The 11541-nt window shown below is 66.4% G+C and carries 15 protein-coding genes and 1 pseudogene; 8 read left to right on the forward strand and 8 right to left on the reverse strand.

Annotated elements, in window-relative coordinates:
* A partial coding sequence (locus tag EAO75_RS14010; protein WP_315987054.1) for a flavodoxin occupies positions 1 to 275 on the forward strand: 275 nt, incomplete at its 5' end.
* A 374-nt stretch (positions 276 to 649) separates the two neighbouring features.
* On the opposite strand, the gene EAO75_RS14015 is transcribed toward EAO75_RS14010, so the two are convergent.
* Both EAO75_RS14015 and EAO75_RS14020 read right to left on the reverse strand, forming a co-directional pair.
* Positions 650 to 1084 (reverse strand): transposase, encoded by a 435-nt coding sequence (locus EAO75_RS14015; protein ID WP_147995382.1) that lies wholly within the window; start codon positions 1082 to 1084, stop codon positions 650 to 652.
* Positions 1085 to 1205: 121 nt separating this feature from the next.
* Positions 1206 to 1640, reverse strand: coding sequence for an Rrf2 family transcriptional regulator (locus EAO75_RS14020; RefSeq protein ID WP_147995383.1), 435 nt, complete (start codon positions 1638 to 1640; stop codon positions 1206 to 1208).
* Positions 1641 to 1768: 128 nt separating this feature from the next.
* Here EAO75_RS14020 and EAO75_RS14025 point away from each other — a divergent pair, with 128 nt between their 5' ends.
* The 3 genes from EAO75_RS14025 to EAO75_RS45830 all read left to right on the forward strand — a co-directional run bounded on the left by EAO75_RS14025 (position 1769) and on the right by EAO75_RS45830 (position 3061).
* The gene (locus tag EAO75_RS14025; protein ID WP_147995384.1) at positions 1769 to 2524 is read left to right on the forward strand and encodes an SDR family NAD(P)-dependent oxidoreductase; all 756 of its coding nucleotides are present in this window, start codon (positions 1769 to 1771) and stop codon (positions 2522 to 2524) included.
* Between the two features lie 133 nt (positions 2525 to 2657).
* Positions 2658 to 2903 carry a hypothetical protein gene (locus EAO75_RS14030; protein ID WP_187284428.1) on the forward strand — a complete coding sequence of 82 codons (246 nt, stop codon included), beginning with the start codon at positions 2658 to 2660 and terminating at the stop codon, positions 2901 to 2903.
* On the forward strand, positions 2903 to 3061 hold the full coding sequence (locus EAO75_RS45830; protein ID WP_187284429.1) for a hypothetical protein: 159 nt from the start codon (positions 2903 to 2905) through the stop codon (positions 3059 to 3061). The genes EAO75_RS14030 and EAO75_RS45830 overlap by 1 nt, the downstream gene beginning before the upstream one ends.
* A 317-nt stretch (positions 3062 to 3378) precedes the next feature.
* On the opposite strand, the gene EAO75_RS45835 is transcribed toward EAO75_RS45830, so the two are convergent.
* Both EAO75_RS45835 and EAO75_RS14040 read right to left on the reverse strand, forming a co-directional pair.
* Positions 3379 to 3519 carry a hypothetical protein gene (locus EAO75_RS45835; protein WP_187284430.1) on the reverse strand — a complete coding sequence of 47 codons (141 nt, stop codon included), beginning with the start codon at positions 3517 to 3519 and terminating at the stop codon, positions 3379 to 3381.
* A 149-nt stretch (positions 3520 to 3668) separates the two neighbouring features.
* Positions 3669 to 4883 (reverse strand): MFS transporter, encoded by a 1215-nt coding sequence (locus EAO75_RS14040; protein WP_147995386.1) that lies wholly within the window; start codon positions 4881 to 4883, stop codon positions 3669 to 3671.
* Between the two features lie 193 nt (positions 4884 to 5076).
* Here EAO75_RS14040 and EAO75_RS14045 point away from each other — a divergent pair.
* The 3 genes and pseudogenes from EAO75_RS14045 to EAO75_RS14055 all read left to right on the forward strand — a co-directional run.
* A pseudogene (locus EAO75_RS14045) lies at positions 5077 to 5546 on the forward strand (IS5 family transposase); the annotation flags it as partial.
* A 410-nt stretch (positions 5547 to 5956) separates the two neighbouring features.
* Positions 5957 to 6352, forward strand: a complete 396-nt coding sequence (locus EAO75_RS14050) for a hypothetical protein (protein ID WP_147995387.1) — start codon at positions 5957 to 5959, stop codon at positions 6350 to 6352.
* 253 nt (positions 6353 to 6605) lie between these two features.
* The gene (locus EAO75_RS14055; protein WP_147995388.1) at positions 6606 to 7535 is read left to right on the forward strand and encodes a hypothetical protein; all 930 of its coding nucleotides are present in this window, start codon (positions 6606 to 6608) and stop codon (positions 7533 to 7535) included.
* 455 nt (positions 7536 to 7990) lie between these two features.
* Here EAO75_RS14055 and EAO75_RS14060 read toward each other — a convergent pair whose 3' ends face one another.
* Positions 7991 to 8401 (reverse strand): DUF6069 family protein, encoded by a 411-nt coding sequence (locus tag EAO75_RS14060; protein ID WP_187284431.1) that lies wholly within the window; start codon positions 8399 to 8401, stop codon positions 7991 to 7993.
* The gene (locus EAO75_RS14065; RefSeq protein ID WP_147995389.1) at positions 8398 to 9009 is read right to left on the reverse strand and encodes a TetR/AcrR family transcriptional regulator; all 612 of its coding nucleotides are present in this window, start codon (positions 9007 to 9009) and stop codon (positions 8398 to 8400) included. Before EAO75_RS14065 ends, EAO75_RS14060 begins: the two co-directional genes overlap by 4 nt.
* A gap of 305 nt (positions 9010 to 9314) precedes the next feature.
* Between EAO75_RS14065 and EAO75_RS48560 the strand changes: the two genes are divergently transcribed.
* Positions 9315 to 9578 (forward strand): response regulator transcription factor, encoded by a 264-nt coding sequence (locus EAO75_RS48560; RefSeq protein ID WP_410092289.1) that lies wholly within the window; start codon positions 9315 to 9317, stop codon positions 9576 to 9578.
* Positions 9579 to 9958: 380 nt separating this feature from the next.
* On the opposite strand, the gene EAO75_RS14075 is transcribed toward EAO75_RS48560, so the two are convergent.
* The gene (locus EAO75_RS14075) at positions 9959 to 10504 is read right to left on the reverse strand and encodes a DoxX family protein (RefSeq protein ID WP_147995391.1); all 546 of its coding nucleotides are present in this window, start codon (positions 10502 to 10504) and stop codon (positions 9959 to 9961) included.
* Positions 10505 to 11250: 746 nt separating this feature from the next.
* A complete protein-coding gene (locus EAO75_RS45840) occupies positions 11251 to 11397 on the reverse strand; it encodes an alpha/beta fold hydrolase (protein WP_187284432.1) in 147 nt (48 codons plus the stop codon).
* Between the last annotated feature and the right edge of the window lie 144 nt (positions 11398 to 11541).

The following is an 11541-nucleotide window of genomic DNA, read 5'->3' on the forward strand; positions in this document are numbered from 1 at the left end:
GATATGACACCGTGCTGCTCGGCAGCCCGATCTGGAACGTCCGTGCCCCCATGATCATGACGACGTTCACCGAGCGGCTCGACTTCACCGGCAAGACCGTCGTCCCCTTCACCACGCACGCCATGAGCGGCCTGGGCACCACCGAGCGCGACTACACCGCATCCTGCACCGGCGCGACCCTTGCCGAGGGCCTGGCGGTCAAGGGCGAGGAAGTCGGCGAAGCCGAGGGAGACATCGCAGCATGGCTGCAGCGTGTCGGCTTCACCGTCTCTTGAACCGAACCGGGCACGCGATGCTCGGGCCGGCTCAACGCCTCCTCGGACGCCCTGGGTAGGATCCGGCCGGACTGGACACGACGATGGCGAACGCCATCTACCTGCTGCCCCGGTACCCGGTCGACGGAAACAGTAATTCCTGCCAACGGTGCACGGAGGCCGTGACCTAACGAGCCGTCATGGCGCGTCGCGCCTGCTCATGGGGCTCCGCATGGGGCGGATAACCGCCTTAGTCGATCACCGGACCAACGTCCACCGCCGAGGAAGCCGCCTGCCAGTCCCCGCCCAGGCCACTCAGTGACGCGCACACTCCTCGGCTGAGCCCGCCGGACAACGGACAACGTCAAACCCTGTCCATAGAGCTCGTAACACGATCATGGGCGGGCCTTCTTGAGGCGTCTCCAGCAGACGAGACTGCAGGCCAACGGGACGAAGGCATCGTGGAGTTCGGTTCGGCGTTCCCAACGGACGGCAAGGCGTTTGAACTGGTGAAGCAGGGCGAAGGTCTGCTCCATGACGTGGCGGAGTTTGCCCAGGCCCTTGATGTTCAGGGCGCCCTTGCGGGAGATGACCGGCAAGATCCGCCGCTTGCGCAGCTCCCGCCGGTTGGGATTGGAGTCGTAGCCCTTGTCACCGAGGAGTGAGTCGGGGCGACGGCGCGGGCGGCCGGGTCGTCCGGCCACGGGCGGGATGCCATCGACCAGGGCGAGGGTCTGGGTGACGTCGTTGACGTTGGCCGCGGGTGACGACCTTGAACGGGGTGCCGCGTCCGTCGCACCACGCCGGACCAGGCACTTCAACAAGATCAAGTTACTAGCTCGTGGGACACGGTCTGATACTGCAACCGTCTTTGGAGTGACTGGTTGCCAGGCTGTTCGCCGACCTGGGCATGGATGTGGATCTTGGTGATGTCAGGGCGTAACGGGGAGGCTAGCGAGGTGCCGCGAGTACGTCCCGGAGTACGCTCTCGAGCGTGACGCGGGCCAGCTCGTGTCTCAGGCTCTCCTCGATGCCCTCGTAGATGCCCTGCATCGCCGGCTGGATGCCGTAACCCACCACGCATCCCTGGTCCGGSGTGGTGCGGTGCATTGCGAACAGCGGGCCGGGTTCCACTGCCTCGTACACGTCGAGCAGGGTCATCGACTCCAGCTCGCGCGTCAGCGACCAGCCCGCGCCCACGCCCCTCCGGGACTCAACGAGCCCGGCCCTGCGCAGCTCGCCGAGCAGCCGCCTGATCACCACGGGGTTGGTGTTCGCGCTGGTCGCGATCTGCTCGGAGGTGGCGACCTCATGGCCCTGGCGCTGGTAGAGACCGATCCAGGCCAGCGCGTGGGCGGCAAGGGTCAACCTGCTGTTGGCACTCATGAACCCCTCCTCTCGGCCGCAACGCTTTATGTTACGACAGCGCAGTCGTAACAGCGATAGTTGCAACCGAGTGTCGTAACAATTAGCGTTACGACTATCGGGAAGGGTCAATCAACGAGGTGAGAAGAATGAGCAAGCCACTCACAGGCAAGGTCGCCCTGGTCACCGGGGGGTCGCGCGGACTGGGAGCCGCGACCGTACGACTGCTGGCCGAGCAGGGCGCCGACGTCGCCTTCACCTATGCCAGCTCCGAGAAGCAGGCGCAGGCCGTCGTCGACGACGTGCGCCTCAAGGGAGCGAAGGCCATCGCCTTCAAGTCCGACCAGGCAGACATAAGTCAGGCGCCGGCGCTGATCGACGACGTGGTCGCGCACTTCGGCGGCCTGGACATCCTCGTCAACAACGCGGCGATCTCGGTGGAGCAGGGCCGCACGGTGGACGACCCGGACGCCGACACCGCCGCACTGGACCGGATGCACGCCACCAACTACCTCGGCGTGATCGCCGTCATCCGGGCCGCCTCCCGAGTGCTGCGCGCGGGCGGCCGCATCATCACAGTGAGTTCCGGACTGGGCTCCCGGGTCGGTGTCCCGGGCCTTGCCGACTACTCGGCGACCAAGTCAGGGATCGAGAGGTACACCATGGGGGTCGCACGGGACCTCGGGCCCCGGGACATCACGGCCAACGTCGTGGAAGCCGGACTGATGGAGGGCGGCATGCAACCGCCGGACCCCGAGACCCTCAAGGCCCTGGTCAGCACGCTGTCCCTGCAGCGCGTGGGGCACCCCGACGAAATCGCCGCGGCGATCGCCTTTCTGGCGAGCCCCGCCGCGTCGTACGTCACGGGCGCGGTGCTGGACGCCCACGGTGGCTACAACGCCTGAACCGGAACCCCTGCCGCGCGCCCCGAAGGAAATCCTGTCTTCGGGGCGCGCACCGCCAACGACCCGCGCGTGCGTGGACACGCCTCAAGAAGCCCGGATCGTGATCGTGTTACGAGCTCATAAGCTGCATGCGATGCGCTGGCCGGACGAGATCCGCGACCCCGCCGAGCTGCCGCCCGAGCCCGTGGAACTGACCGAGGACGAGATTGACGGCGTGCTGGCGCTGATGGATTCGATGACCCGCAATGACCTGGACGGGCCGGAGTTCGACGACACCTACACGGACGCGCCGGCGAAGGTGATCGAGGCCAAACGGGATGACAAGCCGCTGCCGCAGGTGTCGGAGCCCGAGGCGCCGGGGCAGGTCCCCTCGACCTGATGGCCGCCTTGCAGGAGTCGGCGGCCAAGGCCAAGGCCGGCCGCGGTGAACACGCGGACGTGCACGACCTGCCGAAGAAGAAGACCGTGAAGAAGACGCCGGCCAAGAAGAAGACCGCGGCGAAGAAGACATCGGGGCGACGGCCCCGCAGTGCCTGAGGCCTGAGCGGTATCGGCCCGACGGAAGGGCGCCGGGTGCCGTCAGGAACGCCCGCGCTGGCGGACTGGCCCGCCGCTCAGGCTCGCTGCTGGCGTCATGGCGCCGGGAGGAGCTGAACGACGCCCACCCACGGAAAGTCGCCTGTCTGGTGGAACGCGCGGACACTCCAGCGTCCGGCGGGCACAGTGACAGCGGCCTGTTCTGGCCGGCCTGTCTGATCGGGGTACTCGATGCCGAGGTCGGCTCCGGCCGTAACAGAGTCCACGAGATCCGCCGCCTCGGCCGCGGCACCGACCTCCTCGTCACCGTTGAGGACCTACGCAAGGCCGGAATCGCCCTGGAGTTCCTGACCGGTCCCGTCACCGGCCTGTACGACCCCGGCGACCGCCACGGCCAGGGCGCGATCCTCTTCGGCGTCCTCGCCGCCCTCTCGGGCGCGGAGCGTACCTATACCCACGACGCGCTGATCCCGCGCTGGAGGCTCAACGCGAGCGAGTGCTCCGCACACGTCGCGGTCACGAGCGCCTGGTGGCCCCTGGCACAGGTGCCAAAGTCAAGCTCGGCCGAATGTTCGACAGAAGCATCTGTGGGCGAATCTCTGTGTGTTCAGGACTGCTCATTGCAGTCCGGCCCGACGAGGCGTGCCCCTACCGCCAGGACCATAAGCACTGCTGTGAAACCACCTAGCACCATGACCGCGGACGGAGAGGTGCGGTCCAGGATGACTCRCCCTACGAGTGCACCAATCGAGATCGTTGCCTGAAAAGAAGCGGTGAACAGGACCGACGCCGCTTCCGGGGCGTGCGGTGCCGCCTTGGAGAACCAGGTCTGCGACGCGACTGGTACGGCGCCATACGCGATGCCCCACACAATCAGCAGCATCACTGCGCCGGTCTCCCAGCGGCCCAACGCTGGAAGCAGGAGAGTCACCGTGGCGATCAGGGCGGCCGCGAGCCCGAAGACGCTCCGCGGATACCGGGCCACCCAGGCGCCGCCCAGGAAGTTGCCGAGGATGCCAGCGGCACCATAGAGCAGCAAGAATGTAGTGATCAGACCACCGCTGGCGTGGGTGACCTGTTCCAGAAATGGTGTCACGTAGGTGTATGTGCCGAAGTGAGCCAGCACAACAAGAAACGTCAGCAGGAGTGCGAAGCGAGTATTGACGCTGCGGAGCATGCCGCCCAGGACGCCCAGCCGAGTGGCCTGGACCGGAGGAAGCGGCGGGACGAACAAAAGCAGCATGATCAGTACGCCGACCGTCAGGGCTCCCATGACGGTGAAGGCCGTACGCCATCCAGCGAGATCTCCGATGAGTGTGCCCGCCGGCACGCCCAGGACGGATCCCAGCGGGACGGCAGAGAAGATCACAGCAGTTGCCCTGCCGACCGAGGCCGGCGGCACCAGTCGTTCCGCCAACCCGGCTCCGATCGACCAGAAGCCGCCAATCGTGATCCCGACCATGATCCGGGAGGTCAGTACGAGCCAGTAGTCGGGTGCCGCGGCTGCAAGAAAATTCGCCAGTGCCAGCAAGAGCATGAAGACGCACAGCATCAGTCGGCGGTCGAAGCGTGCCGTGGCCACGGTGACCAGTGGAGCGGCGATCGCCGCCAGAAAGCCCGGCATGGTCATCACCAGTCCAGCCATCCCGTCCGAGACGGTGAAACTGGATCCGATCGAGGTCAGCAGACCGATCGGCAGGATCTCTATGGTGACGATGGCGAAGATTCCCAGCATCACCGAGACCACGGCCAGCCACCCCATCAGCGGGGACCGAGGGGGTAAGAGTTTGCCGTTGACTGAAGCTGAGGTGGTAGCCGGCATGGCGTTCCGTCCTGTGAAAAGGCAGCGCATTTCGTGATCAGTTCAGCAGCTCTCATCGAGAAGTAGCTGGCAGATCTGCGACTGCACCCTTGCCCTTCACGGGTGATGTCGCATTCCGGCTAACAACGGCCAACGCAGTGAGGTGCCTTGGCCCTAGCTGTGGTGGCCGCAGGGGATTGAGCATTCTGATCACATGAGGGCTTCACCGTGGATCGTGTCGGATGAGTTGTGGGAGCGGATCGGACCGCTGCTCCCGTGCAAGCAATGGCGGTTCCGGTTTCCACGGCGCAATCCCGTGCCGGATCGTGAGGTTCTCTGCGGCATCTTGTAGGTGCTGCACACCGGCATTCAGTGGGAGTACCTGCCCACCGAGATGGGCTTCGGGTCGGACATGACCTGTTGGAGACGACTACGTGACTGGAATGAGGCCGGAGTCTGGCAACGACTGCATGAGGCACTACTTGCCGAGCTCAAGGCCGCATCGCGGCTCGACTGGTCGCGCTGCGTTGTCGACTCCAGCCACGTGCGAGCGCTGAAAGGGGGATCCGCACAGGCCCGTCGCCGGTCGACCGGGGCCGGGCCGGCTCCAAACACCATCTGATCACCGACGGGCGCGGCACTCCGCTCGCGGTCATCCTCACCGGAGGCAACCGCAACGACGTTGTAGGTAGGGCCGCTTCAAGCGGCCCCCTTGTGGCGCTTCGCCCGCGGAGTGAGCAGGTCCAGATCAGCAGCCATTCGCCGCTTCAGGCCGGCGTGATTTCCACGGGTCCACGTTGGCGCGCGTAAGCGTCACTCTGCACTACGCCGTAAATCTCGGTCCCGCTGGGGGCCAATTAAGACGTAGAAGGCGGCAGTCGTGGAGCCCTGCACGGGCCGACAGCTGCCGGGCGCGCCGGGGCAAATAGCACAAGCGTGGCGAAGGCTTGTCGAAGTGCACACAGGGAAGACCGCATGGGGAACTTAGGGGGCTGGAGCACAGCGCCAGCCGCACCGAGTGCTCGAGATGATCAGTTGGCGACGCGTCCCGGGCTTTGGGGCTCGCTTCGGGGCAGTCACGCGTAGGGGGCGAAATGACGACACCGATGGGCGGCGGTGCGGAGGCTGACGCAACACGCAAACTGGCCGCAGGTACCTACCTGGACGACGGTTTCCGCGATGCTGTCATCGAAGAGCTCTATGTGCACCCGGAACGTACTGTCGCCCCATCCGTTGGGTTCGACGCCGTTCCGGTCCTTGTCCATGCCTTACGGGCCCGACGCATCCAGAGCGCCTGGGCGTGGATCGTCATAGCCCTGTGGGCGGTGGGCTTCCTGGTGGCGGGCGCCTTCTTCGCCTACTACCTTGCCCCGGTCGTCATTCTGGCGATCTCCGCAGCCCTGGCCGGCGAGCGGAACGATCCGGTGCCTCGTCGGCTGGGCCTGGAGGACCGCCCGCGGCGCGGAGCACGGCGCGTTCCCACGGCTTAGGGCGACGGCGCGGCTCATCGCACGCGAACAGCATTCGCCCCTCGTAGGCTACGGACCAAACGCCCCTTTCCTGGGCTTCGGCAGCCCCTATAAGCCCTGGACCGCCGCAGTAGAACTGGACGCCGTCCCTCACTCGAGCGGGTCTCCTCGGCCGCTGAGTAACCGGGACCTCCTCGGCGGGATCATCGCCCAGGCCGAGAGGCTGCGGACGCAGCAAGCGACTTCGCCGCGGCATGCGTTGGCACGGCTGGTCGTGGACGAGCACGTGTTCCTGCCGGTGGAGGGGCTGCGGCGCCGAGACGCGTGGCCCAGCGGCTCCGAGGCGTTCGACTCTCACCGGACCGCCGCCGTGGAGGAAGGAGCCCGTCGGCGCCGGCATTACTTGTCGATTCAGATTCCGGGAGAGGCGCAGGACTGCGTGGCGACAGTGTTCGTCCGCGTCCACACGCACGGCGGCATGCTGATGATGGAGTACCTGCCGCATGTGCTGCACCCCGTACGGCCTGTCTTTCGCGCGGCGGACCGGATCGCCGCTTCCCGTGCGCACTTCCCTGCGGGTGTGTGGTGGCTGCGTACTCCGGAGTTCGCGGCCCGTTCGGTGTCCCAACTCCTGCGGCACGGCGCCTCTTCGTGGCGTGCATGGAGCGGGAATCGCTGGCGTGAGTCACCGGATGGCCCGCATGTCTCCGTAAGGGGGCCAAGATCCCGTTCGGTGAGAGCGGTGCGCATCAGGGGCGACAGCAACCGGATCTTCGCCAGGCTGCCCATGGGTTTGCCCCTCGCGGGACCTACCTACCACGGTGCCGACCTGGCGGCTGACTTGCTGCGGCGGTACGAGGTTCCCGAGCCGGACATCGACCGCGTGTGGGAAGCAATCGCTTTGCACACCTCTCCTGGGATCGCCGAACGAAGGGGTTTGCTGAGCTACCTGACCCGCGAGGGCGTGGGGCTCGATTTCGGGCGCAACGCGGAGATCGCCCGCACCTGGGAGAAGCAGATCCACGCCGCTTATCCACGCCTTGACATGGTTCGCTCGCTGGTCGACGCGATCGTTGAGCGAGCTGCTCGTTCAGCTGCTGCCGCACCTCGGTATTCCGTCGGTGGTGAACTGCTGCTGGAGAGGCAGACCAATGGTGTGACGAGGATGGAACTGGCCGCTGCCTCCTCTCCGTGGGAAGGGTGAACTGCTCGATCGGTCACGCCGGCGACTGACCATGCCTCGGCCGGCCGAGTTGCAGGGATCCGGTTCTGACCACCTGAACAGCCGTGCCGCTCGCTCGTAGGCCAGACAGCGAGGTCGAGCTAGCTGTCAACGCGCGGCAGTGATCGTCGGCCCTAACACCTCATCAAGGCGCGTGCGAATGCGGCTTCCTGACTCGAAGTACGGCCCCGACGGCGGGGTTCGGCACGCGCGTCCCCTACGGCTCCGATATCGCCAACATCGGCCTGACCATCCCGGTGGTGGCCATCGCAGCGATCTGGCGTAAGAGTCCGCTCTTGCTGGGCCTCGGCCCGACCCACCAGGTATCGCTCTTCATCTCGATCGTGGTGGGCACTCTGACGGTCATCCCGGCCGCGCGACGCTCTAGCAGGGCCGCCTCCATCTGGTGCTGTTCGCGGCGTACTTGGTGCTGGCGGTCACCCCCTAGCGGCAGCGGCTCCCGCCCCGGGGGACCTGCCGCTCAGCCCCGGGATCAGCACCGCCGCCACCGCCAGGTGCATCAGAGCGAGGGAGACCCGGGTGCCGCCGTCCATGCCGTCGCCGGTGAAYGGCAGGAAGGAAACGGCCAGTACGGCGCCGGCCACCCCGGTCCAGATGGCGCGGGCGCGCCGCGCCCCGAACCGCTCCAGGGCGGCCAGCAGTCCCCAGCCGGAGAGCGACGCGAGCAGTGCGACGACCGCCACGGGCACGGCGCCGATGTCGAGCGTCTGCTCGCCGTCGGCGATCCGCAGCCGGTGCCCCAGCACTGGGTCCGCGACCAGCCACACCAGGACCGGGGCCAGGACGGCCAGGGCCGTAACCCCCAGGCGCCTTCTCCGCGCGCTCACTTGGCGTCCCCCGAGAGCGCCCCGTGCAGGAAGACCTCCACCAGCTCCTGCGGGGTCAGGTCGGGCTCGTCCTCCGTGCGCGGCTGGGTGAACAGCAGCCCGAAGAAGAGGGCCGCGATCTGCTCCGGCGGCCGGCGCAGGGTGGCCTTGTCAGGCTCCAGTAGCTCCGCGAGGGCCGCGCGGATACGGGTCGTCGACTCGGCGCGGCCCGCGCCGCGCACCGTGCCGGGGTGCTTGCCGCCGCGCTGGCCCAGCGAGCCGAGGATCGCGCCCATCCTGTCCATGTGCGCCTGCAGCGCCTCGGCCGCCTCCGCGAGCCGGTCGGGCAGCGGCTGGGATACGTCGATCGCGTCGAGCTCGCGGACCGCGTGCTCGGGGGAGAGCGCCTCGGCGATGCATGCCTGCAGCAGCTCGTCCTTGTCGGCGAAGACCCGGAAGATCGTGCCCTCGCCGATGCCCGCGGCGCGGGCGATCTTCGCGGTCGTCACCGCGGCGCCGTACTCGGCGATCAGCGGGATCGCGGTCTGGATGATCATCGCGCGCCGCTGCTCCGGCGACATGGCGGGGGCGCGTCGGCGGGTGGTCTGGTTCTCCTTAGGTGCTGTCATGATCGCGAGAGTACGGAGTGAGGGCTCACTCCGTCAATGAGTGAGTACTCACTCCGCTCATTTTCCCGTACTCGGCTGCTTGTCGTTGGCAGCCCACCAAGATCTACAACTACGGCTGGAGTATCTGGAGCATCAGGCGCAGTTCGACACCGTGGTAGGTAGGTCCCGCGAGGGGCAAACCCATGGGCAGCCTGGCGARGATCCGGTTGCTGTCGCCCCTGATGCGCACCGCTCTCACCGAACGGGATCTTGGCCTTGGAAGCCGGGCTGGTTGCTGGCATATCAAGGGTCTGAGCCGCGAGACGATGCCCTGCTCCGCTGCGCAGTTGACGTCCTGGCGACGGGACCCTCCGCTTCTTTTTGCTGGCGCACGGGAGGACCTGGGCAAGCATTTGCTTCTCGAGCGGGAGCAGTCTGAGGCGGTCGCGGAGTTGGGCTTGGGAGGCTCGAACAAGCAGATCGCCGCCAAGCTAGGAGTTTCCCCGAATGCAGTCGGCACTCAGGTCCGATCCATGTTCGCCAAGCTTCAGGAGCGATCGCGAGTTCAGCTGAGCATCCAGTCACCATGAGACTGTGGGGGCGCTTGCGACGCCACACCTGATCGCCAATCCAGCGTCGGCTGACACGAGTTGAACGGGCGACCTTGATGCGCGGCGAGCCCAACGAGGAAGTCGTCGAGAGGGTTCGCCGGCAAGTCTTCTCGTGCTTGGGTCATTCCGATCGCAGCGCCACGTCAGTCGTTGCTCTCCGCAGACGCCGCCACGAGACGGAGGATGTGAAATCCGCTCGTCACGACACGTGGCCACGAGGCGACCTCTGCCTCGGAAGCGCGAGGAGGTCACTCCCTCGGAAGAGGGGTGGCGGAGTGGGCATGGGACGGACAGAGGCCTCACGACCCGCGGTGACCCGGTGGGCCGAACCGCGGGTCCTGGTGGTCTTTGGACGCGGTTCAGTTCCTGACGAGCAGGACGAGGCCAGCGATCACCACACCGAGGATGACCGCCGCGATGCCGTACCCGAGGCGATGGGCGCGCAGGACGGGCAGGTGGCGGTCAACGGCGAGACGGCCGGGACCTGTCAACGCCAGACCGGCGGCGGTGGCTGCGAAGAGGAGCTCGTATTCGATGCCGGTGGGTATGAAGAAGCCACCACCCCACTTCACGGCGATGACATTGATCATCGTACCGAGCAGGGCGGCCCCCGCCAGCGGTGTGAGGAGGCCAAGGGCAAGACCCAGGCCGCCCAGGGTTTCACTGAGCCCTGCGATCACGGCCATGGTCTTCCCCGAGGGGTAGCCACTCATGGTGAAGAACTGTCCGGTGCCATCCAGTCCTCCACCGTTGAACCAGCCGAACAACTTCTGAGTGCCGTGCGCTGCGGCAGTGATGCCGAGCGTCAGACGCACGATCAGCAGGCCGATGTCATAGGCGTGCAGCGGTGGGGCGACGGCCTCGGACTGGGCGGTGGAACGCAGGGAATTGAACGTGGACGTCATAGAGGGTCTCCTGTCCCGAACAAAGTGCTTGAACTTTCAAGCGCGCTTCAGCCTACCTGGGTGAAGCGTGAAAGTTCAACAATCTGCCCGGTGGACAGATGAGCCGAGTGTTGTCCGAGGTGCGGCCTCCGTGAGGTGCTGCCACCGGCGGTGCATGTGTGACCGCACGGGTGCCGACCTGCGGCTTCTGTGGTCGGGTGAGAGGTAGGCGATTCCCGCCAGGGGGTACTTGCTTTAGCTCGGGCGTGCAGCGGCGAGAAGCACGGCTCATTTCGTGAACGAGTGCCGGGGAGAGCTACTCCCGCGACGGGGGACAACGAGCGGAAGTGTCGTCTTGCCGGTGGCGGTCACGATGGATCCGWCGGCAGCCGACTTCGACAGCCGAAACAGCGGCGCCCGTGGGCGAAGAGTGAGGGGCACATCGGCCACCTCAGCGCTCTCGCGTGCTCTCGCAGCGCCGAGTTGGTACACCAAGACGCTGCTACTAGCAGTACCTAGTCCTCCCCCCGGCAGGCTCCATGGTGGGCTCTTATGTGCCGGCCTGCATCCTCACGCCGCAACACGGTGATCGGCTGGATCAACTGACACAGACTCGGCCCCCAAAAAAGGGCTGTCCAGAGCGACATCGACGCCGTGTGCCACTGGCCACAGCGATGAACCTCCCCCGCCAATGTGCCGGACACCTCGCGGGCGATGCCTTGAGACGCGGCAGTCCAGTCAGCGATGGCGGTGCCCAAGCGCCGTGTTCATTCGCGGTCGAGGAACGAGATGACGTCGGATGCGAACTCCTCGTAGTACTGGAACAAGAAACCGTGTGCCGCGTCCTCGTAGATCTTGACGGTTGCGTTCGGCAGAAGGCCGGCGATGAGGTACGAGTATCTCGGAAGGATCATTGGCGGGGGAGGTTCATCGCTGTGGCCAGTGGCACACGGCGTCGATGTCGCTCTGGACAGCCCTTTTTTGGGGGCCGAGTCTGTGTCAGTTGATCCAGCCGATCACCGTGTTGCGGCGTGAGGATGCAGGCCGGCACATAAGAG

Source organism: Streptomyces sp. UW30 (genome assembly GCF_008042075.1).
GTDB lineage: Bacteria > Actinomycetota > Actinomycetes > Streptomycetales > Streptomycetaceae > Streptomyces.